The organism is Streptomyces sp. NPDC088554, from assembly GCF_044752945.1.
In the GTDB taxonomy this organism is placed as follows: Bacteria; Actinomycetota; Actinomycetes; order Streptomycetales; family Streptomycetaceae; genus Streptomyces.
Window position 1 is genome coordinate 183208 of sequence record NZ_JBIVMF010000013.1, and the last position, 23151, is coordinate 206358.

Consider the following 23151-nt stretch of genomic DNA (forward strand, 5'->3'; position numbering starts at 1 on the left):
ACCGTCTACAACACTGTAGTCGGCCAGTTGTCGCGCGGGTCTCCCTGCCGACCATTATGGGAGCGGCCCCTCCATGAACGTTTCCGGTGGCGAGCGCTGGTTCGACGACGGCCTGTACCGATCCATCACGGAGCTGGCGCACCGCTCCCCCGGCCGGCTGGACAGCGCGGTCGCCGCCTGGTCGACGTACGGCCTCGCCCTGTTCGGCGCGCTGCTGCTCGCCGCGTGGTGGCGGGCCAGATCCGTCTCCCCGGGGCGGGCGGCGCTGGCGCTGGCCGCGCCCGTGGCCGTACTCCTGGCGTTCGCCGTCAGTACGGGGCTCAAGTCGGCCCTCCAGGAGCAGCGGCCCTGCCGGACGCTGCGCCTGATCACCGTCGAGGTCTGCCCCCCGGCGGGTGACTGGTCGCTGCCGAGCAATCACGCGGTGATCGCGGCGGCCGCCGCCGTGGCGCTGCTGTTCACCGACCGCGCGCTCGCGGCCGTCGCGGTGCCCGCCGCCGTGGCGATGGCGGCGTCCCGGGTGTGGGTCGGGGTCCACTATCCGCACGATGTGGCGCTCGGGCTGGCCGTGGGCGCGGCCGTGGCCTGGGCGCTGATGGCCGCCGTACGGCGGACCGCGCCGCGCGCCGAGGGGCTGCGCGCGACCCGGCTGCGCCCGCTGCTCGCCCGGCGGTGAACGCGCTCGACCCGGCTGCGCCCGCTGCTCGCCCGGCGGTGAACGCGCTCGACCCGTGACGGGCGCGGGTCCCTGGGCCGCGGGGGCCCGCCGGGTACTGTCCTGGAAATCGGGTATCCGGAGGCCGGAGAGGTGGCACAGTCATGTTCGGGCACCGATTCCTGGAGCTGCGCCGCAGGGTGTCCGTCCCGTACGCCGCGCTCGCCTGGAACCGCGGCCGCGAGATGGAGTTGATGCACCGGTCGATGAGTTTCGCCGCGCTCGGCTTTCTGACCCTGGTGCCGCTGCTGATCCTCGTCGCGGCGGCCGATCCCGCGAGCGGCCAGGGGTTCGCGCGCTGGCTCGGGCAGGGGCTCGGGGTGTCCGCGTCGTCGCAGGAGGAGATCCAGCAGCTGTTCAGCAGACCGGTCCAGGCGTTGCAGCGGACGACGGCGTTCGGACTGGCCGCCCTCGCCGCGTTCGGGCTGACCTTCGGGGGCGCGGTGCAGACCGGTTACGAGCGGGTCTGGGAGCTGCCGACGGCGCGCTGGCACACGATGTGGCGGCACGTGCTGTGGCTGGCGGTGCTGGTCGTCTTCCTCGTCCTCTTCGTCAATACGACGGTCTCCTCCGACTCCACGCTCCAGGCGCTGGTCACCGTGGGCGATGTGATCGGGACCCTTCTCTTCTTCTGGTGGTCCCAGTACATCCTGCTCGCGGGCCGGGTCCGCTGGCGGGCGCTGCTGCCCGGCTCCATCGCCATCGCCCTGGGGCTACTGGGGCTGCGGGTGTTCTCCCGGGTCGTCTTCTCCCCGCTGATCGCCTCGAACGCCGTCACCTACGGCCCGTTCGGCACGGTGCTGGTCCTTCAGTCCTGGCTGGTCGGGGTCGGGTTCGTCGTGTACGGCGGGGCGCTGGTGGGACGGCTCTTCCACGAGCACCGCACCCATCTGCGGCTGCGGCGGCGGCTGGAGGAGGAGGCCGCGGCGGAAGAGGCCGCAGGGACCGGTGACTGACGCCCCGGGTGCGGGTACGGTGATCGTCCCCGCGCGAGCCGTCGCTGTCTCCGCACCCTCGCGCCCGCTGGAGAGCCGCCTCCTATGACATCGACGTCGACCGCCGCCCCCGCCGCCGTGCGGCGCGGGGCCTGGCTCACGGATCTGCCCGTTCTGCTGGTCGCCGTGGTCTGGGGCGGCAGCTATCTCGCCGCGAAGGACATCGCCACCGCCGATACGGTGATCGCCGTTCTGGTACTGCGGTTCGGGATGGTGCTGCCCGTACTGGCCGTCGTGGGGTGGCGGAGGCTGCGGGCACTCGACGCGGCCCAGTGGCGGGGGGCCGGGCTGCTCGGGCTCGTCCTGAGCGGGATCTTCCTGCTGGAGACCTACGGCGTCGTCCACACCTCGGCGACCAACGCCGGACTGATCATCAGCCTGACCATGATCGTGACCCCGCTCGCGGAGGCCGCCGTCACCAGGACCCGGCCGCCCGGGTCCTTCGTCGCCGCCGCCGGGCTCTCGGTCACCGGGGTGGTGCTGCTGACCCGGAACGGCGGGTTCACCGCGCCCTCGGCGGGCGATCTGCTGATGCTGCTGGCCGCCCTCGCCCGTACCGTCCATGTGCTGGCGATGGCCCGGATCAAGGCGGTGCGGGAGGCCGACCCGCTGTCGCTGACCACCGTGCAGCTCGGCGGCGCGGTCGTGGTCTTCGCGGTGCTGGCCGCGGCGCCGGGCACGGGCGCCGCGCCCTGGACCGCGGCGGCCGCTTTCGGCCCCCGCGAGTGGGCGGTGCTGCTCTTCCTGTCCGTGTTCTGCACGCTCGGCGCGTTCTTCGTACAGATGTGGGCGGTACGGCGCACCTCGCCGTCGCGGGTGAGCCTGCTGCTCGGCACGGAACCGCTGTGGGCGGCCGCGGCCGGTGTCGCGATCGGCGGCGAGTACCTGGGGACGGCCGGGGTACTGGGGGCCGTACTCGTTCTGACGGGCACGACCTGGGGCCGCCGGGCGGCGGACGGCCGGGGGCGTGCCGTGGAGTCCACGGCACGCCCCGGTTCATGACTCAGAGGTCGAACTCGCTGGGCGCGATACCGACCGCGTAGCACGCCTCGCGGACGACCGCCTGCTCCGTCTTGTCGAAGTCACCGTCGGCGCCGCCGATGACGATGCCGATCTGGATGACCGCGCGGGCCTCGGTGGGCTTCTTGGCGACCTTGCCGATGGTCTGGAGGACGGCGACCTTGCCGAAGTCGAAGTCGGCCGTCAGCTTCTGGCAGTAGTCGTTGAAGCGGGCCTGCAGATCCTCCGCGGGGAAGTTCTGGAGCACGTCGTTGGTCATGATCAGCGCGGCGACGCGCTGGCGCTCCGAGGCGTCGATGGAGCCGTCGGCGGCGGCGACCAGGGCGCACATGGCCATGCTGGCGTCACGGAAGGCGCCGCTCTTGAGGTCGTTCTTCTTCGCGTTGAGCTGCGCCTGCATCGTCGAGGCGGAATCCTTGATGCGGTCCCACAGGGCCACGTGAAATCTCCTGGCTGGCGTGTCGTGCCGGTTGGTGTGTCGTAGGGAGTGGTCGGCGTGTCGTACGGGACGCGTGGTGTCCCGTACAGGCTCAGAGATGCGGGGTCACGGCCGGCATCAGGTCCTGGAAGGTGCGGCCCTCGGCGGGGCTGCCGATGGCGGACATCTGCCAGCCGCCACCGGAGCGGTACACCTTGGCCATGATCTGGGCGGTGTGCGTGCCGCCGCCGGTGAGGGTGTAGCGGGCCAGCTCCTGGCCGTTGGTCTCGTCGACCAGGCGGCAGAAGGCGTTCTCGACCTCTTCGAAGGTCTGGCCGGTGAACGAGTTCACCGTGAAGACGATCTGGTCGACATGGACGGGCACCCGCTGGAGGTCCACGACGATCGACTCGTCGTCGCCGCCCTCGCCCGCGCCGCCGACCCGGTTGTCACCGGTGTGCTGCACGGAACCGTCGTCACTGGTCAGATGCTGGAAGAAGACGACATCGACGGCCTCCTTGCCGGCGAAGAGCAGCGCCGAGGCATCGAGGTCGATCTCGCGGGCGGTCATCCGGGCGAAGAATCCCTTGCGGGCGGCCTGCCAGCCCAGTCCCATCCGGACGACGGTGAGTTCACCTCCGCCGGACTTGGTCAGGCTGATCTGCTGGCCCTTGGTGAGGTTGACGCTCATCGTTGGCTCCTGGTGGTTGTGTCCGTACGGCCGGAGCGCGGCTGTACGGGCGCGGTGAGGGGACGGCTACGGAGGTCAGACGTTGACGCCGTAGTCGGAGGCGATTCCGGCGAGTCCGGAGGCGTAGCCCTGGCCGATGGCGCGGAACTTCCACTCGGCGCCGTTGCGGTACAGCTCGCCGAAGACCATGGCGGTCTCGGTCGAGGCGTCCTCGCTGAGGTCGTAGCGGGCGAGTTCGGCGCCGCCGGACTGGTTGACGACGCGGATGTAGGCGTTGCGGACCTGGCCGAAGCTCTGGCCTCGGGACCCGGCGTCATGGATCGACACCGGGAAGACGATCCTGGAGATGTCGGCGGGGACGGCCGCCAGATTCACCTTCACCGTCTCGTCGTCGCCCTCGCCCTCACCGGTCAGGTTGTCACCGGTGTGCTCCACCGAACCGTCCGGGCTCGTCAGGTTGTTGTAGAAGACGAAATGCCGGTCGGAGGCGACCTTCCCCGACGCGTCGAGCAGCAGGGCGCTCGCGTCCAGATCGTGATCGGCCCCGGTGGTGGTCCGCACGTCCCAGCCCAGCGCGACCAGCACGGCTGTCAGACCGGGAGCCTCCTTGCTCAACGAGACGTTGCCGCCCTTGGCGAGGCTCACACCCATGTTGTTTCCTTCCGTCCGTAACCGAGCACGCCGAACGCCCCGGCGCGCCGAGATGCCGTGTGACACCATCTTAAATCTACAACACTGTAGAAATTGGCTGGATCGAAGGCCGCACGGACCGCAACAACCGTACGAGCGCCGGAAAACCCCTGGTTACGATGGCCCGTCACCGGGGCGGCAGCGTGGGAGGAGGCCACTTCGTGGTCGGGAACGCCGGGAACGTCGGGAACCTCGGGAACAGAGGCGACAGGGACGACCGCGCGTCCCGCACCCGCAGACGCGGCCAGGGCCAACTGGAGGCTCAGGTACTGGCGGTTCTGGGCTCGGCGACCGCTCCCGTGGCGGCGACCTGGGTGCAGGAACGGCTGGACGGCGAGCTGGCGTACACCACCGTGATCACCATCCTGACCCGGCTCCTCGGCAAGCAGGCCGTGACCCGCAGCCGCTCGGGCCGCTCCTTCCTGTGGACGCCGGTGGCGGACGAGGCGGGGCTCACAGCCCTGCGGATGCGCCGGCTGCTCGACGAGCGGGACGACCGCGACGCGGTGCTGTCCAGCTTCGTCTCGGCGCTCTCCCCCCACGACGAGCAGGTGCTCCGCTCGCTCCTGCGGGACGCCGATCCGGCGCCCCGGACGGAGGGCTGACCCATGGGCGTCTTCGTCTTCCTGCCGCTGATCCTTCCGCTGACCGCGCTGCCGATCGCGCGCCTGGCCGAACAGCATCTCCATCCGCGCAGCGCCGCCCTGCTGCTGACCTCCGTCAGCGTGGTGCTGGCCACGTGCAGCACGTTCTGCCTCGGCTTACTGATGGTGGTGGGCACCGCCCAGCTCCCGGGCAACCCGCTGCCGGACAGCTGGTCCGATCCCGAGGTACGCGACGCCGTGCCGTACGACGAGGTGGCGGGCAAGGCCGCCATCGCCGCGCTGGCCGCCGTCGTGGTGGCGTGCGCCCTGACCGTACGGCGCCATACGCGCTTCCGCGCCCGCGCCCACAGCGCGCTGGCCGGGCTGCCGCCCTCCGAGGTGGCCACCCTGGAGGACGAGCTCCCCTACGCGTACGCGCTGCCCGGCTCCCCGGGCCGGATCGTCGTCTCGACGGGGATGCTCTCCTGCCTCGACGAGGGGGAGCGCCGGGCGCTGCTCGCCCATGAACGCGCCCATCTGGCCGGCCACCACCACCGGCTGCTGCTGGCCGTGCGGCTGGCGGGGTGCGCCAATCCGTTCCTGCGTCCGATACGGGCCGCCGTGACGTACAGCACCGAACGCTGGGCGGACGAGGAGGCGGCGCGCGCCACGGGCGACCGGCGGACGACGGCGCGCGCGGTGGGCAAGGCCGCGCTGTTCTCGCACCGCGTCCCGGCTCCCGGGCTGGCCGCGTTCGCCGCGGCGGGTCCGGTGCCGCGCCGGGTGGCCGCCCTGCTCGGCCCGGTGCCGCCGCGCCGGAGCTGGCCGCCGGCGCTGACCCGCGCGGGGATGGCCGCCTATGTCGCGGCGGCCGGTACGGCCGCGTCCACCGCGTCGGCGCTGAACGCGGCCTCCGCGCTGTTCCTGGTGCTGGAGGCCGCGACGCCGCTGTGACACGCGGGCCGCGCGGCCGCATCCACCCGCCGCCCTCTACACCTTTGTAGAACCAGTAGAGTTCACGCGTCGCACAGGGCGATGGCCGGTCCGTCCGACCGGAGGACAGGCCGGGTACGGGGCACGGAGGATCAGCGTGGGCAAGGAATCCAGGGGGCGGCGCGACCGTACGTCCGGTACGGGTCACCGCGCCGAGGGCGCGGCGACAGGGACCAGACTGACCCGCCGGGGCCGAATAGCCGTGTGGACCGGCGGCGGTCTCGCCCTGCTCCTCATCGGCGCCGGGGGGACCGGGGCCTGGGTCTACCAGAGCCTCGACGGCAATATCCACTCCGCGGACGTGGACGACCGGCTGGGCGGCGACCGGCCGGTCAATTCGAGCCCCGGCTCCAAGAACATCCTGGTCGTCGGCTCCGACTCGCGGGACGGCGACAACGGGAAGTACGGCAGCGGGCTGACCACCATGCAGTCGGACACGCTGATGGTGCTGCATCTGGCCGCCGACAGGAAGTGGGCCACGGTGGTCTCGCTCCCCCGCGACTCCTGGGTGAACATCCCGTCCTGCGACCGGGGCGACGGCAGCGAGTCCGCCCCGCACCACTTCAAGATCAACGAGTCGTTCGCCATCGGCGGTACGAACGGCGAGGTGGCCGGCGCCGCCGCCTGCACCATCAGGACCGTGGAGCAGAACACCGGGCTGCGCATCGACCACTTCATGTCGGTCGACTTCCAGGGCTTCAAGGGGATGGTCAACGCCCTGGAAGGCATCGAGGTCTGCCCCGAGACAGCGATCCACGACAAGAAGGCCCATCTCGATCTGGAGGCCGGCTGCCAGACGGTCAGGGACGAGAAGGCCCTGGGCTACGTACGGACCCGCTACAGCGTCGGGGACGGCTCCGACCTGGGCCGGATCGGCCGGCAGCAGGAGTTCATGCAGGCCCTGGCGGCCAAGGCCCAGCAGAAGCTGACCAGCCCCGCCGCGCTGTACGGATTCCTGGACTCCGCGACCAAATCGCTGACCACGGACAAGGAGATAGCGGGGATCAAGCCGCTCTCCGCCCTCGCCAACGAGCTGAAGGACATCCCGAGCGACCGGCTGACGTTCCTGACCGTGCCGAACTATCCGCGCGAGGCGGATGTCGCGACCGACCGGGCCAACATCGTCTGGCAGTATCCGCAGGCCGCCGACCTGTTCACCTCCCTGGCCGCCGACGAGGAGATCGACAAGGAGAGGCTGGAGGCCGACTCCGAGAACCCGGTGTACGCGCACACGGTCCGCGTCCAGGTCCTGAACGGGACCGGTGTCCCGGGGCGCGCGGCCAAGGTCGCGGACACCCTGCGCACCGCCGGATTCACGGTCGCGGGCGTCGGCAACGCCCCGGAGTCCGCGAAGAGGACCGCGGTCGGCTACGCGCAGGGACAGGAGGCGACGGCGCGGGTACTGGCCACCCGGCTGCCCGGAAGCACCACGCGGCGGGACGAGGGCGCCACCCCGGGGGTGCTGACCCTGACCGTGGGCCAGGACTTCGAAGCGCTCCGCTGAGCCCGGCACCCTCCCGCCGCCCCCGGGCGGCCCGGGGGCGGCGGCCCTCGAGCGCGATGGCAGACTTCTTGGATGCGGCGGCAAATATCAGCCACCGCGTTGCCTAGTTTTGCGATTCCTTTACTATTGATCGAACGGGGCTCCCGCCCCGTACGGAGAGCGTCCGTCGCTCTCCCCCGACCGGAGCACTCGACGCAGTGCCCCACGACCGAAGAAGGAGCCACAGTCCCGCAATGGGTGAGCCTCCCAGTACGAGCCGTGCCATTCCCGCCCCGTCGAGCAATGGGCCGGAGGTGGCACGGTGACCGAAGTGCTTCTGCTGCTCCTCGCCCTCGCGCTCACCCTCGCCTGTGCGGTGTTCGTCGCGGCCGAGTTCTCTCTGACCACCGTCGAGCGCGGCGAACTCGAACGCGCCGTCGCCGCCGGTGAGCGCGGAGCCGTCAGCGCGCTGGAGGCGGCCAAGCGGCTGACCTTCCAGCTCTCCGGCGCCCAGCTGGGCATCACCGTGACCTCCCTGGTCATCGGTATGCTCGCCGAGCCCTCGCTGGCCTCGCTGCTGCGCGGCCCGCTGGAGGCCGTGGGCCTGCCGTCCGGAGCGGTGTCCACGGTCGCCACCCTGCTCGGGGTCAGCCTGTCCACCGTCGTGCTGATGGTGGTCGGCGAGCTGGTCCCCAAGAACTGGGCGATCTCCAGCCCGCTCGCCGTCGCCAAGGTCGTGGCGGGGCCGCAGCGCGGCTTCACCGCCGCCTTCGCCCCGCTGATCCGGCACCTCAACAACACGGCCAACCGCGTGGTGCGCAAGTTCGGCATGGAGCCCGCCGAGGAGCTGGCCTCCGCCCGTACCCCCGAGGAGCTGGTCGCCCTGGCGCGGCACTCGGCACGCGAGGGCGCCATCGAGGCGGACTCCGCCGAGCTGTTCGTACGAACGCTGCACCTGGCCGAGCTGACCGCGGAGAACGTGATGACGCCCCGGGTGGACGTCCGCGCCCTGGAGGCGCACGCCACCGCCGCGGACGCGGCCAACCTGACCCTCGCCACCGGGCTGTCCCGCTTCCCCGTCTACCGTCACAGCCTCGACGAGGTCATCGGCACCATCCATATACGCGACGTCCTGGCGCTCGACGAGAGCCTCCGGGACCGTACCCCCGTCACCGAGCTCACCACCGAACCGCTGCTCGTCCCCGACTCGCTGCCGGTCGACCGGCTGCTGCGGCGGCTGCGGGAGTCGAGGACGATGGCCGTGGTGATCGACGAGTACGGCGGCACCGCCGGGGTGGCCACCATGGAGGACATCGTCGAGGAGGTCGTCGGGGAGGTACGCGACGAGCACGACCCCCACGAGACCCCGGACCTGGCGACCTGCGCGCCGACGGACGACGGACGCCCCGTCTGGGAGGCGGACGGTTCCCTCCGGCTCGACCAGCTCGAAGAGATCGGCTTCGACGCGCCGGAAGGCCCGTACGAGACGCTCGCCGGGCTGCTCGCGACCCGGCTGGAGCGGCTGCCCGTGCTCACCGACACCCTGGAGATCGAGGGCTGGCGCTTCGCCGTCCTGCGGATCGACCACCACCGCGCCGACCGGGTCGGGATCACCGCGCCCGCCCGCGCCACCCAGCTCGCGGAGGATGTCCGATGACCGGCCTGCAACTCGCCATCGGCGTGCTCACGCTGTTCACCAACGCGTTCTTCGTCGGCGCCGAGTTCGCTCTCATCTCCGTACGGCGCAGCCAGATCGAGCCCCTGGCCGTCAAGGGCAGCCGCCGTGCGAAGAGCACCCTGTGGGGTGTGCAGCATCTGTCCGCCGCGATGGCCACCGCCCAGCTCGGTATCACGATCTCCTCGCTGGTGCTGGGCGCCGTCGCCGAACCGGCCATCGCGCATCTGCTGGAGCCGCCGTTCGAGGCGGCCGGTGTGCCGCAGGCGCTGATCCATCCGATCGCGTTCGTGATCGCGCTGGCCCTGGCGACCTATCTGCACATGCTCATCGGCGAGATGATCCCCAAGAACATCGCACTGGCCGCGCCCGCTCCCACCGCGCTCGCGCTGGCGCCCGCCCTGGTCTGGCTGACCCGGGCGCTGCGTCCGGCGATCTTCGGGATCAACGCGTTCGCCAACTCCATCCTGCGGCTGCTGAAGGTCGAGCCCAAGGACGAGGTCTCCTCGGTCTTCACCGACGACGAACTCGCCCGGCTGGTCACGGACTCCAGCGAGGCGGGGCTGCTCGACCCGGCCGACGGCGAGCGGCTGCGGGACGCCCTGGAGCTGGGCACCCGCCCGGCGGGCGAGGTGATGGTCCCGCTCAACCGGACGGTCACCGTCGACCACCGCACCACCCCGCAGCAGTTGGAGCGCGCCGCGGTGTCCTCCGGCTTCTCGCGGCTGCCGGTCACCGGGCCCGACGACACGATCCTCGGCTATCTGCACATCAAGGACGCCCTCGGCGCCGCGGACCGGACGCGGCCCTTCCCGCGCGGCTCGCTGCACCGGGTGGTCAGGGTCGAGATCGACACCCCGCTCGACGACACCATGACGGCCATGCGCGCCGCCGGTACGCATCTGGCGGCCGTCACCGGTGACAAGGGGACCGTCATCGGCTTCGTCACGATGGAGGACGTCCTGGACGAGCTGGTCGGTCCCGCCACCGGCACGCCGGAGCCCGCGGTGTGACGCGCCGCGTGGAGCGGCCGGTGCCCAGCCCCGGGCACCGGCCGCTTCGTTTTTCCGCCCTCTTCACCACAGAGCTCCACCGGCTCGGGCTTTCGGCATCCGAACTCTGTTCGATCTACGTATCTTTAGGTGCACACGCACGGTCCGCAAGAAAATAGGTTCAGCTGATGCCCCACGGGACGAGTCGATTACTGTCACGGACTCTCGCCGACCGCAGCAGACGCGTCATCGACTCCGACGGCTTCGGCATCACGGTGTTCGCTCTGATCATCGGCAACGCCTGCCTGCTGGGCATCGAGACCTATACCGGCGCGTGGCACCAGTGGTACGAAGAGCTGAAGCTCGCGGAGCACTTCTTCCTCGCCGCGTTCACCGCGGAGATCCTGCTGCGCGCCACCGCGTACACCGACCGTCCCAAGGATTTCTTCCGCGACCCGTGGAACGTCTTCGACCTGGTGGTCATCTCGCTGGCGTACACGCCGTTCGCCCGGGAGAACGCGACCGTCCTGCGGCTTCTGCGGCTCGCCCGGGTGCTGCGGGCCGCGCGCTTCCTGCCGCAGCTGCGGATCGTGATCGTCGCCGTCGGCAAGAGCCTGCCGGGCACCGCGAGTTTCGTACTGATCGGGGCGCTGCTGCTGTATGTGTACGCCATGGTCGGCTGGGTGTTCTTCGCCCGTGCGGACCCCGAGCACTACGGGTCGCTCGGCCGCGCCGCCCTCACGCTCTTTCTGCTGATCACCCTGGACGGTCTCGGGGACGCGGTGCGCGGCGGGCTGGAGGTGTCCCGCTGGACCATCGTCTACTTCGCCTCGTTCGTCCTGCTGGGGTCGTTCCTGCTCGTCAACCTGCTGATCGGGGTGGTCATCAACTCCCTGGAGGAGGCCCGGGAGCAGGAGACCGACGCGGCCCGGGACAGGGCGCTGCCGCTCGTACGTCCCGGGGAGCCGCACGCGGTGCTGCTCGGCCGGCTCGCCGCCGCCCGCCGGGCGCTGGACGAGGCCGAGGCCGCGCTGACGGTCTCGGTCCAGCAGGCCAGGATCGCCGCGGCGTCCGAACACCGGCAGATACCGCAGCCGAACGCGCCGGACCGGGTGGGGTGACGACGCCTTCCGGGCGGCCTGTGCGTCCCTCTGCCGTACGCGCGCGCCCGTACGCGTCACACACACGCACGGGCCCGCGCGTGGAGAACGCGCGGGCCCGTGCCCACCATGCCCGGTGGGTCGTTTCTCAGCGGGTCACTTGACGTTGACCGCGGTCCAGGCGGCGCCGACCGCCTTGTACTCGGCGCTGGTCGTGCCGTACAGGTCGCCCGCCGCGCTCAGCGTCGCGGTGCGCGCCTTCGCGTAGTTGGTGGTGGACGTCATGTACGTGGTGAGCGCCTTGTACCAGATCTTCACGGCCTTGTCCCGGCCGATGCCGGTGACCGTGGAGCCGTCGGAGGTGGGGCTGTTGTAGCTCACCCCGTTGATGGTCTTCGCGCCGCTGCCCTCCGACAGCAGGTAGAAGAAGTGGTTGGCCGGGCCCGAGGAGTAGTGGACGTCGAGGTTGCCCAGGGTGGACGACCAGTTGTCCTTCGAGCCGCCGTCCTTGCTCGGCTTGTCCTGGTAGCGCAGCGGCGTACCGTCGCCGTTGATGTTGATCTTCTCGCCGATGAGGTAGTCACCGGGGTCGCTGGAGTTGTTGGCGTAGAACTCGACGGCGGTGCCGAAGATGTCGGAGGTCGCCTCGTTGAGACCGCCCGACTCGCCGCTGTAGTTGAGACCGGCGGTCGCCGAGGTCAGACCGTGGCTCATCTCGTGCGCGGCCACGTCCAGCGAGGTCAGCGGGTCGGCGTTGCCGTCGCCGTCGCCGTACGTCATGCAGAAGCAGCTGTCGTCCCAGAACGCGTTCACATAGCTGTTGCCGTAGTGGACGCGGGAGTAGGAGGCCACGCCGTTGTTCTTGATGCCGTTGCGGCCCAGCACGTTCTTGTAGAAGTCCCAGGTCGTCGCGGCGCCGTAGTGGGCGTCGACGGCGGCGCTCTGCCTGCCCCCGCCCCAGACGTCGTCGGCGTCGGTGAAGAGGGTGCCGGTGCCGGAGGAGGTGCCCTGGTTCAGGTCGTACGTCTTGTGGCCGCCGCGTGCGCCGTCGGTCAGGCTGTAGGTGCTGGTGCCCTTGGTGGTGCCGAGGGTGACCGTGCCGTTGTAGTCGCCGGTGCCGGTGCCGGTCTCGATCTCCTCGTTGCGGAAGAGTTCCTTGCCGGTGACCGCGTCGGTGATGACCTGGAGCTTGCTCGGCGTGCCGTCGGGCTGGACGCCCTCGACCAGAGCCTCCCAGGCGAGTACGGGCTTGCCGTCGGCGGCCCAGACGACCTTGCGGGGGGCCTTGTCCGTTGCCGCGCTGTCGGTCTTCTCGGCCGAAGCGGCCTTCAGCGCCGTCGCCTTGGCGGTCGACGGGGCGACCTCGGGGGTGGTGGACGGCACGGATATCCGGGCCGTGACCGCCTTGGTGACGCTGTCGGCGCCCGCGGCCGTCTCGTGGACGACGAGGTCGCCGCCGAGGACGGGCAGACCGGCGTAGGTCCGCTCGTAACGGGTGTGGACCGTGCCGTCGGCGTCCTTGATGACGTCCCGGACGACCAGCTTCTCCTGGGCGCCGAGCCCGAGGGACTTGGCCTCGCTCGCGGTGTCCGCCTGCGCGTCCTTGATGGCCGCGACGCGCTGGGCCGGGGTGAACGGCACAGCGGTGGCGCCGGACGCCCTGCTGCCGCGGACGGAGTCGGGCTGGGCACTGGCGGTGCCCGACTGCACTCCGACGACCACCATGGCGGCGGAGGCGACGAGCGCCGCGACCCGCACGGTGTTCTTGCGAGCGGCGTTCTTGCGGGGGGTGGAAGCTACGAGTCTCACTCAGTCTCCAAGAGTGCCGGGCCGCCGAGTGGGCGGCCCTGTATGGGGAAGCGGCGGCCTTGGGTGGGACCACCGCCCGGTGATGCTGAGCCGTGCGAGTGCCAGAGGCTGACCCACCGCCAGGTCTACGCGCGGTGAGTCCGGACTGAGATTCGCACTTGGGAGACTCGTTCGAACAGGCCGAAAACCAGAACTTGACCGTGGCTTGTCAATTTAGTGACACCAAACAGCTACCAAACGGTCATATCTGTAGGTCACTTCGGTCGCGGAACCCGGGAACAGCCCCGGAACGTGGAGAGCGGAGGGTCCCGGCGGGCGACAGCCGGGACCCTCCGCAGTCGAAGGGGTCGTGCTCCCCCGAGCCCCGCACCGGGGGCTCGGGGGGGCGCGCTACTCGAAGAGATCGGAGTACGAGCCGAAGGCCAGCGCGATGTCCGCCTGTGCCCAGAACCGGTGGTACGTGAACGTCGGCGCGGCGCCGCCGCGCAGATACGCCTCGATCTTGGACCAGGACGGGTCGCTCTTGTAGAAGGACCGGAGCGACACGAAGGTGGAGGACGAGTTGATCGTGTCCCCGTTGGGCATGGCCCCGGTCCAGCCGCTCGGTACGTAGACCGGGTCGTCGAACCGGCTGTAGTCGGCGCGGGTTTCGGGGACCGCGATGCCCAGGGCGTCACGGTGGTGGTCCCACATACCGTCCAGCAGCGCCTTGGCGGTGGTCTTCGCCGCCGCGTGGCCGGACTTCGCCGCGTAGTACGAGAGGGTCTTGGCGTACGCGGCGGCCACACCGACGTCATTGGTGTAGTCGGCGACGGTGACATGCAGTCCGGTGTTGGCGCCGGGGCTGGTGGCGTTCCAGGTGTCCGGCTTCCCGGACCACTGGAGGGTGGACGGGATCTGGTACGTACCGTCCGGGTTGATGGTCGTCTTGGACAGGGCCCAGGTGACCCACTTGTCCAGTACGGCCTTGGCGGCGGCGTCACCGGTCTGGTGGTAGTACTCCGCGACGCGCTCCATGGACCAGGCCTGGAAGCCGAACCACTGGTTGGACGGCGGGTCGTGGTAGACCGGGGCCTCGTCGTAGTACATGCCGTAGAACGTCGACGTCCCGGCCGGCGGCTGGGCGTAACGGCCCTGCCAGCTGTTGGTGGCGCCGCCCGCGATCCCGCCCTCGGCGGACTGGAGCCAGCGGTAGAACTCCACCTGCCGCTTGAGACTGGTGGTCCAGTCCTGCTGGCCGGTGGCCGACTTGGGCTTCAGATCGGCGTACGCGCTGAGCGCCCAGGCCGCCATCGGGTTCTGGTAGCCGCTGTGGCTGAAGCTGGAGCCGATGCGCCAGGCCCAGCCGGCCGAGGCGTCGGTGGCGCCGCCCCAGGCGTAGTACCAGGAGAGCAGATAGTGCGAGCTGTTCTTCCCGCTGCCCGCCGGGCAGGTACTCTCGCCCGCGCAGTCGCCGACCTTCTTGAAGTACTTGTCGTACATGGCGTAGCGGAGGTAGTCACCCATCTTCGCGGCCTTGGCGACATTCGCCGCGACCTGGCCGCCCTTGCCCTGCTCCTTGGCCCATTCCGAGGCCCAGTAGGCGGCCTGGACGACCCGGGCGTCGGCGTCGGGGGCGTTGGTGAACTTCCACTGCTTGGCGTAGGACGCGTCCTTGGTGAACAGGTCCAGATAGCCGTTCGTACCGCCGTACTTGAAGGAGTCGCAGGTCGGCTGGGTCACGGTCTCCCAGACGGACTCCTGCGGTCCGCGCTGGAAGGTGTTGATGTAGGACGGCCCCTGGTCGGCGGGTCCGGCCGTGCACTTGCCGGGCGAGTTGCCGAAGCCGTAGACGTTGTCCACGTCCTGGATCCAGTGCATGCCGTAGATGTCGTCGGTGCCGTAGGCGCTCTTCAGCTCACCCGCGATCGGGTCGTTGCCGACGGGGATGTTGCTGTTGAGCTGGGAGGGGTACTGCGAGGGCAGATCCTGCTCGGGCGCGTAGGTGGCCGGCTTCGACGCGTTGTAGAAGCTGTTGGTGGGCTGGTCCGCGTGCGTGGGGATCATGTACTTCTCCATGATGTCCCACGCGCCGTTGAACTTGGTCCAGTCCCCCGTGACCTTGCCGTACATGGCCTGGAGCCAGATCAGATAGCTGTACGCCTCGGAGGTCGTCTCATGCCCGTGGTCGGGCGCCTCGACGATCAGGGTCTCGACCGAGTGGTACGGGATGCCCTCGGGCGAGAAGTACCCGGCCGCCGGGTCGGTGATCTTGCCGTACAGCTCCAGGAACCGCGCGTCGTACGCGCCGCTCGCGGCCAGCTGGGTGACGGTGACATCGGCCTTGGTCTGGCCCGGCGCGGTCGCGGTGAAGGTCGCGGCGCCGGTGCCGGTGGCCGCGGCGGTGATGGTCACCTGCTGGGCGGTGTTCCAGTTGGCGGTCGTGAAGGTGAGGTTCGCACCGCCGGTGACACTGAGGCCGGTGTTGCCCGCCGTGCGGGCGACGGCGACATTCACGCCGGCCGTCGGCTGCGCCGAGAGCTTCACCCCGAAGGTGCCCGTCTTCCCCTGCTGTACGCCCAGTTGGGACGGGGTGGCGACCAGTGAGGGGCCCGAGACGACCCGTACCCCGACCGGTGTGGACTCGGCCGAGGCTCCCAGACCGTCGTACGCCTTGGCGTAGAGGGAGAGGTCACCGGCCGGAACGTTGGTGTAGTCGAAGGTGTACGGCGAGGTCGTGTCGGTGCCCAGCAACGTCGTGTCGCTGTAGAACTCGACCTTGGTGACGCCGGCGCCGTCCGCGGCCGCCGCGGTGGCGGCCATGGGGATGGTGCCGCCCGCGGTGAACACCGCCCCGGGGGCGGGGCTGCTCAGCACGGTGATCGGCGGCTGGTGCGCTCCGGTACAGGTCACACCGTTGACGGCGAAGACGGTGGGGGCGGCGTTGGCGCCGCTGTAGGTGAAGTTGCCGCCGGTGGTCGCGGCGGCGCCGGGGGCGATCCTGCCGTTGTGCGAGGCGCTCCGGACGGTGACGTTCTTGCCGGACTGGGTCCAGGTGCCGTTCCAGCCGTTGGTGAGCGTCTGGTTCCCGGCGTAGCCGTAGGTGAGCGTCCAGCCGTCGATGACGTCCGTACCACGATTGGTGATCGTCAGGTCGGCGGTGAAGCCGGATCCCCAGTCGTTCGCCTTGTAGTCGACGCCGCATTGGACCGCGGCGGCGTGCGCGGGGGTGCTGTTGACCGCGGTCAGACCGAGCGGGAGGGACAGGGCGGCCGCCAGGGCGGTGAGCAGCCGTCGGGTACCGCGCGGCCTGCGGGCCCTGCTGAACGGGGGTGGTGCGCCTGGTGGGGAGCCTCGTAAACCGAGCATGGAGGGGTCCTCCTCGCGGTCCGGTGCGGGTGGGGGGCGGGGATACGAACCAGTGGGAGCGCTCCCAAGCGTCGAGCGGGTCGGTGCACCTGTCAAGACTTTGAACAAGACGCACGTCCGGAGGAGTTGACAGGTAAAAGAATTCAACTGGACTGTTGACTCACGCCACTTCGGCGCTAACGTCGAACACAACCAGTGGGAGCGCTTCCATCAGTCATACGCCGTGTCAGGCGGCGTATCGGCATCGAGGAGTCGCTCCATGCGAGCACCACCGCGCCTCGGCGCGCTGCTGTCCGCCGCGGCCCTGGCCGTGGCGGGAACCGCCCTTGTACCGACGACCGCATCGGGAGAGGCGGCTGCCGCGTGCACCGTCGAGTACGGCATCACCAGTCAGTGGGACAACGGCTTTCAGGGCAGTGTCACACTGACCAACAACGGACCCGCGACCGGGAGCTGGACGCTCACGTTCGACTTCCCCGGAAGTCAGAAGGTGACCCAGGGCTGGAACGGAAAGTGGTCGCAGTCCAGCAGGACCGTGACCGTCGCCAACGAGAACTGGAACGGCACAATCCCCACCGGCGGCTCGCTCGCCGCCGGCTTCGTCGCCTCCGGTTCGGGCCCCGCACCCACCGCGTTCGCGCTGAACGGGGTGGCGTGCAACGAGGATCCGGGACCCGGCGGTCCCACCGATCCACCGACCGACCCGCCGACCGATCCCCCGTCCGGGGCGCCCCCGAAGCTCCGGGTCTCCGGCAACAAGCTGGTCGACGAGAACGGCGCCACCCGCCGCATGCTCGGAGTCAACCGCTCCGGGGGCGAGTACATGTGCATCCAGGGCCACGGCATCTTCGACGGCCCGGTCGACGACGCGTCCGTGAAAGCCATCGCGGACTGGAAGGTGAACACCGTACGGGTACCGCTCAACGAGGAGTGCTGGCTCGGCCTCTCCCATGTCAACCCGGCCTACGCCGGGGCGAATTACATCGCCGCGGTCAAGGCGTACGTGGCGAGGCTGGAGGCCCGCGGGATCACCCCGGTCATCGAACTGCACTGGACCAACGGCACCTACACGGGCGGCGACAGCCACTGCCCCGGCAGCCAGTACGCCACCTGTCAGAAGCCGATGCCGAACGAGAGGTACACCCCCGCGTTCTGGACCTCGGTCGCGCAGACCTTCAAGAACGACGCGGCCGTGGTGTTCGATCTGTTCAACGAGCCCTTCCCGGACCGGGCGACCAGCAGCCTGGACGCCGCCTGGACCTGCTGGCGCGACGGCGGCAACTGCCCGGGAATCGACTTCCGGGTCGCCGGGATGCAGTCCCTGGTGGACGCGGTACGGGCCACCGGCGCCCAGAACCTGGTGCTGATCCCCGGCATCGCCTACTCGAACGACATGCGGCAGTGGCTGAAGTACCGGCCCACCGATCCGGCGGGCAACACGGCCGCCGCCTGGCACACGTACAACTTCAACACCTGTTCCAACGAGAGCTGTTGGAACGAACAACTCGCCCCGGTCATGGCGCAGGTACCGCTGGTGGCGGGCGAGATCGGCGAGAACACCTGCGCACACGGCTATATCGACCGGGTCATGGCCTGGCTGGACGGCCGGGGCGGCTCGTACCTCGGCTGGACCTGGAACACCTGGGACTGTTCCTCGGGCCCCGCTCTGATCAGCGACTACAACGGCACACCGACCAACTTCGGCGTAGGACTCCGTGACCATCTGAAGGGACTCTCATGAGCCGCACCACCATCCCCCGCCACCGGGCGCGAACGGCGGTACTGGCCGCACTCTCGCTGGTCGCCGCCGCGGCCGGGTCGGCGACCGTGTTCGGCGGAAGCGCCGGTGCCGCGGCGGCCGGCTGCACCGTCGACTACAAGATCCAGAGTTCGTGGTCCGGCGGCTTCAGCGCCAATGTCGGTGTGACCAACACAGGTGACGCGATCAGTTCCTGGAAGCTGGAGTGGAGCTTCGCCGGGAACCAGCAGGTGACCCAGGGCTGGAACTCCACGATCAGCCAGAGCGGTACGGCGGTCACCGCCAACAGTGTGTCCTGGAACGGCGCCCTGGCCACCGGTGCCTCCGCCTCCTTCGGCTTCAACGCCAACGCCACCGGGACCAACGCCGTCCCCACCACCTTCAAGCTCAACGGTGTGACCTGCAACGCGCCGGGCGGTCCCAGCGACCCCGGCCCGAGCAACCCACCCGGAGGAGGCGCCAAGGTCGACAACCCGTACGCGGGCGCCAAGGTGTACGTCAACCCCGAGTGGTCCGCCAAGGCCGCGGCCGAGCCGGGCGGCAGCAGGGTCGCCAACCAGCCCACGGGCGTCTGGCTGGACCGGATCGCCGCCATCCAGGGCACCAGCAGCGCCAGGGGGCTGCGCGCCCATCTCGACACCGCGCTGACCCAGGCCGCGGGCAGTCCGCTGGTCGTCCAGCTCGTGATCTACAACCTGCCGGGCCGTGACTGCTCCGCGCTCGCCTCCAACGGAGAGCTGGGCCCGACGGAGATCGGTCGCTACCGCACGGAGTACATCGACCCGATCGCCGCGATCCTCGCCGACGCCAAGTACTCCAGTCTGCGGATCGTGACGACCGTCGAGATCGACTCGCTGCCCAACCTGGTCACCAATGTCACCCCCCGGCCCACCGCCACGCCCGAGTGTGACGTGATGAAGGCCAACGGCAACTACGTCAAGGGGGTCGGCTACGCGCTGAACAAGCTCGGCGCCATCCCCAACGTCTACAACTACGTGGACGCCGGACACCACGGCTGGATCGGCTGGGACGACAACTTCAACGCCTCGGCGCAGATCTTCAAGACGGCCGCGACCGCCGAGGGCAGCACCCTCAACAACGTGACCGGCTTCATCGTCAACACCGCCAACTACGGTGCGACGAAGGAGGATCACTTCGCGATCGGCGACAGCGTGGCCGGCAAGTCGGTGCGTGAGTCGACCTGGGTGGACTGGAACCGCTACGTCGACGAGCAGTCGTTCGCCCAGGCGTTCCGCCAGGAACTGATCAGCGTCGGCTTCAACTCCAACATCGGCATGCTGATCGACACCTCCCGCAACGGCTGGGGCGGTACGGCACGGCCCTCCGCGGCCGGCCCCACGACCAGTGTGGACACCTATGTCGACGGCGGACGCTACGACCGCCGGATCCACCTGGGCAACTGGTGCAACCAGTCCGGAGCCGGGCTCGGTGAGCGGCCGAAGGCCGCCCCCGCCGCCGGGATCGACGCGTACGTCTGGATGAAGCCTCCGGGCGAGTCCGACGGTGCGAGCCGGGTCATCCCGAACGACCAGGGCAAGGGATTCGACCGGATGTGCGACCCGACGTACACCGGCAACCCGCGCAACAACAACCACATGTCCGGGTCCCTCGCCAACGCGCCGCTCTCGGGTGACTGGTTCTCCGCGCAGTTCCAGGAGCTGCTGAAGAACGCCTACCCGGCGCTGTAGTCCCGCACCGCACCACCGCACGCACAGCACACCACGCACAGCACGGCACACCTCGGATCCCCACCGGACCGGCGGACCCCACCTCGGAGTCCGCCGGTTCGCCGTTGTCATGGGTTACTCGTGCGTAGTCCACGTCCGGGAGATGACATCGGCGACTGTCACACCATCCCGGCGGATGACAACGTTGGGTCTGTCAACAGCCGAGGGGGATCGTGTGAACAAGGGATACGCCGTATTCTGCGACGCGGACCGGCACTTCTACGACGCGCCGCACCGGCTGCCGTCCGCCGGGGGCGCGGGACACGGGGCCCTGTACGAAGCCGCCCACCGTCCGGTCCCCGAGGGCTGGCAGCGCCATCGCGCCGGGGACTGGCTGGCCTGGCGTCCGCTCGACGCCCAACTTCCCCCGCAGGGCTGGAAGATCCACGTCTCGGCGGTCCTGGACAACGCCGAGTCGATCCTCGAACGGGTCATGGACTACTGCGTGCCGAGGGGCATCGCCTTCAAGTTCGTCCCGAGCCGGTATCTGCTCCACACCCGCAACGCCAAGTACGCGGACCGCGCCGCCAGCGGGAAGTTCATCACCGTCTACCCGGCCGACGACACGCGCTGCCGGGTCGTCGCCGAGGAGCTGTCCGCGCTGCTGGCCGGCGAGGTGGGCCCGTACATCCTGAGCGATCTGCGCTGGGGCGACGGTCCTGTCCATCTGCGGTACGGCGGCTTCACCGAGCGCGGCTGCTACGACGCCGAGGGCCATCTGCGCCCGGCCGTCGAGGACGCCACCGGCAAGCTCGTACCGGACCAGCGCGGCCCGTCCTTCCGCATACCCGACTGGGTGACCCCGCCCGCCTTCCTCCGGCCGCATCTCGACGCGCGGAACGCGACGACCGTCACCGGTCTGCCGTACACCGTCGAGCGGGCGCTGCACTTCTCCAACGGCGGCGGTGTGTACATCGGCCGGCACAACGAGACCGGCGAGAAGGTGGTGCTGAAGGAGGCCAGGCCGTACGCCGGGCTGGCCGCCGACGGGGCCGACGCCGTGACCCGGCTGGAGCGTGAACAGGACGCGCTGGAAAGGCTGTCGGGGCTGCCGTACACCCCCGAGGTACGCGACAGCCTGACCCTCGGCGGACACCGCTTCCTGGTGCTGGAGTTCATCGAGGGCAAGCCCCTCAACTCCTTCTTCGCCCGCAGACACCCACTGATCGACACCGATCCCGACCCGCGGGCTCTCGCCGAGTACACCGAGTGGGCGCTGCGGATCCACCGGCTGGTGGAGGAGGCCGTCGAGGCCGTACACGCACGCGGTGTGGTCTTCAACGATCTGCATCTGTTCAACATCATGGTCGCCGAGGACGAGTCGTCGGTGGTACTCCTCGACTTCGAGGCGGCGGCCCATGTCGACGACAACAGCCGCCAGACCGTGGCCCATCCGGCGTTCGTCGCCCCGGCCGACCGGCGCGGCTTCGATGTCGACCGCTACGCCCTGGCCTGTCTGCGCCTGGCCCTCTTCCTCCCGCTGACCAGCCTCCTCATCATCGACCGGGCGAAGGCCCGGCATCTGGCGGAGGTGGCGGCCGAGCGGTTCCCGGTCGACCGCGCGTTCCTCGACGCGGCCGTCGCCGAGATCCTCCGCGATACCGGTGACCCGGCTGCCGGAAACGCCAACAGCCCTTCCGGGACAGATGATTTCCTCCCCGTCCGGCCCGCCGACTGGCCGCGCTCACGGGACTCCATGGCGCGGGCGATCCTCGCCTCGGCGACACCCGACCGGGAGGACCGCTTCTTCCCCGGGGACATCGCCCAGTTCGCCACACCCGGCGGAGGCATGTCGTTCGGGTACGGGACGGCCGGTGTGCTGTACGCGCTGGCCGAGAGCGGCGCCGAACGGTGTGTCCCGGCCGAGGAGTGGCTGCTCCAGAAGGTGAAGGAGCCCGCCTCCGGCACCCCGCTCGGGTTCTACGACGGCCTGGCGGGCGTCGCCTGGTCCCTGCACCGGCTCGGCCACACCCAACCCGCCCTGGAAACAGTCGATCTGATCCTTGATCAGCCCTGGCGGGAACTCCCGCCCGACCTGCACAGCGGGACCGCCGGACTCGGCCTCGTCCTCGGCGGGCTGGCGGCCGACACCGGGGACCCCGCGCTCTACGAGGCGGCGCTGCGCTGCGCCGAACTGGCCGCCACCGCGGTGGCCGGCGGGCTGCCGCGCGCCGGTCTGCTGCACGGCGCCACAGGGGTCGCGCTGCTCCTGATCCGGCTGTACGAACGCACCGGTCAGGACGGTCTCCTCGATCTCGCGGCCGACGCGCTGCGCCGCGATCTGGCCCGCTGCAAGCCCAGCGTCGGCGGCTCCCTCCAGGTCGACGAGGGCCGGCGCACCATGCCGTACGTGGGCGAGGGCAGTGTGGGCATCGGCATGGTGCTCGACGACTATCTCGCCCACCGCCCCGACGACGACTTCGAGCAGGCGCGCGGCCAGATCGTCCGGGCGGCGCAGTCCCACTTCTACGCGCAGCCCGGTCTCTTCCGCGGAGCCGCCGGCATGGCGCTCCACCTCGGCCGCACCACGGCGCCGGGTCCGGGCACCGGCACGGCCGGCGTACAGCGCCAGCTCACCACCCTGGGCTGGCACGCGATGACCTACCGGGGCCAACTGGCCTTCCCCGGCGAGCAGATGATGCGGCTGTCCATGGATCTGTCCACCGGCACCGCCGGTGTGCTCCTGGCGCTCGCCGCGGCCTCGCCCGACTCGACGGCACACCTGCCGTTCCTCCCGCCGCTCCGGCGGCCCTGAAGCCGGCTCCATCCAGGAGCCGTAACCGACACACCGTCCCCATGAAGGAAAGGAAACACCATGAACCTTCTCGACCTGCAGTCGATGGAGATCTCCCAGGAGGAGGGCGTCGGCGAGACGGCCACCGCCAGCCAGGCGAGCCTGCTGCTCTGCTTCGGCAGCGCGCTGAGCGTCATCACCTGCTGACGTCTCGTCGGGGGATACCGCGAGGCACCGCCTGATCCACGGTGTCCGGCGCTCCCGCCGCGTCGCCGGAGCCGGCCGCGTACGTGTCCCGTACGAGGCCACCGCTCCGCCCCGCGCGCGGCGCACCGGACGCCGTGACCCCCGCACCCGGGACCGGGGGAAGGCACCGCTTCCGCGCTGTGTCCCAGCG

18 protein-coding genes are annotated in these 23151 nt (G+C 70.2%); 13 read left to right on the forward strand and 5 right to left on the reverse strand.

The genetic code is table 11. The features are described from left to right. Positions 1-73 precede the first annotated feature (73 nt). The 3 genes from ACIP8W_RS17590 to ACIP8W_RS17600 all read left to right on the forward strand — a co-directional run bounded on the left by ACIP8W_RS17590 (position 74) and on the right by ACIP8W_RS17600 (position 2712). Positions 74-676, forward strand: coding sequence for a phosphatase PAP2 family protein (locus ACIP8W_RS17590; RefSeq protein ID WP_402203593.1), 603 nt, complete (start codon positions 74-76; stop codon positions 674-676). A gap of 143 nt (positions 677-819) precedes the next feature. Continuing rightward, the gene (locus ACIP8W_RS17595; RefSeq protein WP_402203595.1) at positions 820-1671 is read left to right on the forward strand and encodes a YhjD/YihY/BrkB family envelope integrity protein; all 852 of its coding nucleotides are present in this window, start codon (positions 820-822) and stop codon (positions 1669-1671) included. Between the two features lie 84 nt (positions 1672-1755). After that, a complete protein-coding gene (locus tag ACIP8W_RS17600; protein ID WP_402203597.1) occupies positions 1756-2712 on the forward strand; it encodes a DMT family transporter in 957 nt (318 codons plus the stop codon). Position 2713: 1 nt separating this feature from the next. Here ACIP8W_RS17600 and ACIP8W_RS17605 read toward each other — a convergent pair whose 3' ends face one another. From ACIP8W_RS17605 to ACIP8W_RS17615, 3 genes are all read right to left on the reverse strand, one after another. Continuing rightward, entirely contained in the window at positions 2714-3169 is a 456-nt protein-coding gene (locus ACIP8W_RS17605) for a tellurite resistance TerB family protein (protein ID WP_402153782.1), read from the reverse strand. Positions 3170-3260: 91 nt separating this feature from the next. Next, positions 3261-3839 (reverse strand): TerD family protein, encoded by a 579-nt coding sequence (locus ACIP8W_RS17610; RefSeq protein ID WP_402153780.1) that lies wholly within the window; start codon positions 3837-3839, stop codon positions 3261-3263. A 75-nt stretch (positions 3840-3914) separates the two neighbouring features. Further along, positions 3915-4490: a TerD family protein gene (locus ACIP8W_RS17615; RefSeq protein WP_401948040.1), complete on the reverse strand. Its 576-nt coding sequence runs from the start codon at positions 4488-4490 to the stop codon at positions 3915-3917. A gap of 200 nt (positions 4491-4690) precedes the next feature. Between ACIP8W_RS17615 and ACIP8W_RS17620 the strand changes: the two genes are divergently transcribed. The 6 genes from ACIP8W_RS17620 to ACIP8W_RS17645 all read left to right on the forward strand — a co-directional run bounded on the left by ACIP8W_RS17620 (position 4691) and on the right by ACIP8W_RS17645 (position 11377). Next, positions 4691-5134 carry a BlaI/MecI/CopY family transcriptional regulator gene (locus ACIP8W_RS17620; protein ID WP_402203599.1) on the forward strand — a complete coding sequence of 148 codons (444 nt, stop codon included), beginning with the start codon at positions 4691-4693 and terminating at the stop codon, positions 5132-5134. A gap of 3 nt (positions 5135-5137) precedes the next feature. Further along, complete coding sequence (locus tag ACIP8W_RS17625) at positions 5138-6067, forward strand: M56 family metallopeptidase (RefSeq protein WP_401948035.1); 930 nt, start codon at positions 5138-5140, stop codon at positions 6065-6067. 235 nt (positions 6068-6302) lie between these two features. Further along, on the forward strand, positions 6303-7610 hold the full coding sequence (locus ACIP8W_RS17630; RefSeq protein ID WP_401948467.1) for an LCP family protein: 1308 nt from the start codon (positions 6303-6305) through the stop codon (positions 7608-7610). Between the two features lie 301 nt (positions 7611-7911). Then, complete coding sequence (locus tag ACIP8W_RS17635) at positions 7912-9246, forward strand: hemolysin family protein (RefSeq protein ID WP_402153640.1); 1335 nt, start codon at positions 7912-7914, stop codon at positions 9244-9246. Further along, positions 9243-10277: a hemolysin family protein gene (locus ACIP8W_RS17640; RefSeq protein ID WP_401948030.1), complete on the forward strand. Its 1035-nt coding sequence runs from the start codon at positions 9243-9245 to the stop codon at positions 10275-10277. Before ACIP8W_RS17635 ends, ACIP8W_RS17640 begins: the two co-directional genes overlap by 4 nt. 167 nt (positions 10278-10444) lie before the next feature. Further along, positions 10445-11377, forward strand: a complete 933-nt coding sequence (locus tag ACIP8W_RS17645; protein WP_401948028.1) for an ion transporter — start codon at positions 10445-10447, stop codon at positions 11375-11377. A 135-nt stretch (positions 11378-11512) separates the two neighbouring features. Here the strand turns inward: ACIP8W_RS17645 and ACIP8W_RS17650 are convergent, their stop codons facing one another. Continuing rightward, positions 11513-13081, reverse strand: a complete 1569-nt coding sequence (locus ACIP8W_RS17650; RefSeq protein WP_401948465.1) for a M4 family metallopeptidase — start codon at positions 13079-13081, stop codon at positions 11513-11515. A 474-nt stretch (positions 13082-13555) separates the two neighbouring features. Then, positions 13556-16513, reverse strand: coding sequence for a glycoside hydrolase family 48 protein (locus tag ACIP8W_RS17655; RefSeq protein WP_402203602.1), 2958 nt, complete (start codon positions 16511-16513; stop codon positions 13556-13558). A gap of 259 nt (positions 16514-16772) precedes the next feature. Here ACIP8W_RS17655 and ACIP8W_RS17660 point away from each other — a divergent pair, with 259 nt between their 5' ends. The 4 genes from ACIP8W_RS17660 (at position 16773) to ACIP8W_RS17675 (ending at position 22961) form a co-directional block, all read left to right on the forward strand. Continuing rightward, positions 16773-18254, forward strand: a complete 1482-nt coding sequence (locus ACIP8W_RS17660) for a cellulase family glycosylhydrolase (protein ID WP_401948023.1) — start codon at positions 16773-16775, stop codon at positions 18252-18254. After that, positions 18251-19981: a glycoside hydrolase family 6 protein gene (locus tag ACIP8W_RS17665; protein ID WP_401948020.1), complete on the forward strand. Its 1731-nt coding sequence runs from the start codon at positions 18251-18253 to the stop codon at positions 19979-19981. The genes ACIP8W_RS17660 and ACIP8W_RS17665 overlap by 4 nt, the downstream gene beginning before the upstream one ends. A 214-nt stretch (positions 19982-20195) precedes the next feature. Continuing rightward, positions 20196-22775, forward strand: coding sequence for a class III lanthionine synthetase LanKC (lanKC, locus tag ACIP8W_RS17670; protein WP_402203604.1), 2580 nt, complete (start codon positions 20196-20198; stop codon positions 22773-22775). A 60-nt stretch (positions 22776-22835) separates the two neighbouring features. Then, the gene (locus tag ACIP8W_RS17675) at positions 22836-22961 is read left to right on the forward strand and encodes a SapB/AmfS family lanthipeptide (RefSeq protein WP_401948015.1); all 126 of its coding nucleotides are present in this window, start codon (positions 22836-22838) and stop codon (positions 22959-22961) included. Positions 22962-23151 lie beyond the last annotated feature (190 nt).

What these genes read in the sequence shown, in the direction of transcription:
- ACIP8W_RS17590 (WP_402203593.1), top strand. Translation starts at nt 74, where the DNA reads ATGAACGTTTCCGGTGGCGAGCGCTGGTTCGACGACGGCCTGTACCGA.
- ACIP8W_RS17595 (WP_402203595.1), top strand. Translation starts at nt 820, where the DNA reads ATGTTCGGGCACCGATTCCTGGAGCTGCGCCGCAGGGTGTCCGTCCCG.
- ACIP8W_RS17600 (WP_402203597.1), top strand. Translation starts at nt 1,756, where the DNA reads ATGACATCGACGTCGACCGCCGCCCCCGCCGCCGTGCGGCGCGGGGCC.
- ACIP8W_RS17610 (WP_402153780.1), bottom strand. Translation starts at nt 3,839, where the DNA reads ATGAGCGTCAACCTCACCAAGGGCCAGCAGATCAGCCTGACCAAGTCC.
- ACIP8W_RS17615 (WP_401948040.1), bottom strand. Translation starts at nt 4,490, where the DNA reads ATGGGTGTGAGCCTCGCCAAGGGCGGCAACGTCTCGTTGAGCAAGGAG.
- ACIP8W_RS17625 (WP_401948035.1), top strand. Translation starts at nt 5,138, where the DNA reads ATGGGCGTCTTCGTCTTCCTGCCGCTGATCCTTCCGCTGACCGCGCTG.
- ACIP8W_RS17640 (WP_401948030.1), top strand. Translation starts at nt 9,243, where the DNA reads ATGACCGGCCTGCAACTCGCCATCGGCGTGCTCACGCTGTTCACCAAC.
- ACIP8W_RS17645 (WP_401948028.1), top strand. Translation starts at nt 10,445, where the DNA reads ATGCCCCACGGGACGAGTCGATTACTGTCACGGACTCTCGCCGACCGC.
- ACIP8W_RS17650 (WP_401948465.1), bottom strand. Translation starts at nt 13,081, where the DNA reads ATGGTGGTCGTCGGAGTGCAGTCGGGCACCGCCAGTGCCCAGCCCGAC.
- ACIP8W_RS17655 (WP_402203602.1), bottom strand. Translation starts at nt 16,513, where the DNA reads ATGCTCGGTTTACGAGGCTCCCCACCAGGCGCACCACCCCCGTTCAGC.
- ACIP8W_RS17660 (WP_401948023.1), top strand. Translation starts at nt 16,773, where the DNA reads ATGCGAGCACCACCGCGCCTCGGCGCGCTGCTGTCCGCCGCGGCCCTG.
- ACIP8W_RS17665 (WP_401948020.1), top strand. Translation starts at nt 18,251, where the DNA reads ATGAGCCGCACCACCATCCCCCGCCACCGGGCGCGAACGGCGGTACTG.
- ACIP8W_RS17675 (WP_401948015.1), top strand. Translation starts at nt 22,836, where the DNA reads ATGAACCTTCTCGACCTGCAGTCGATGGAGATCTCCCAGGAGGAGGGC.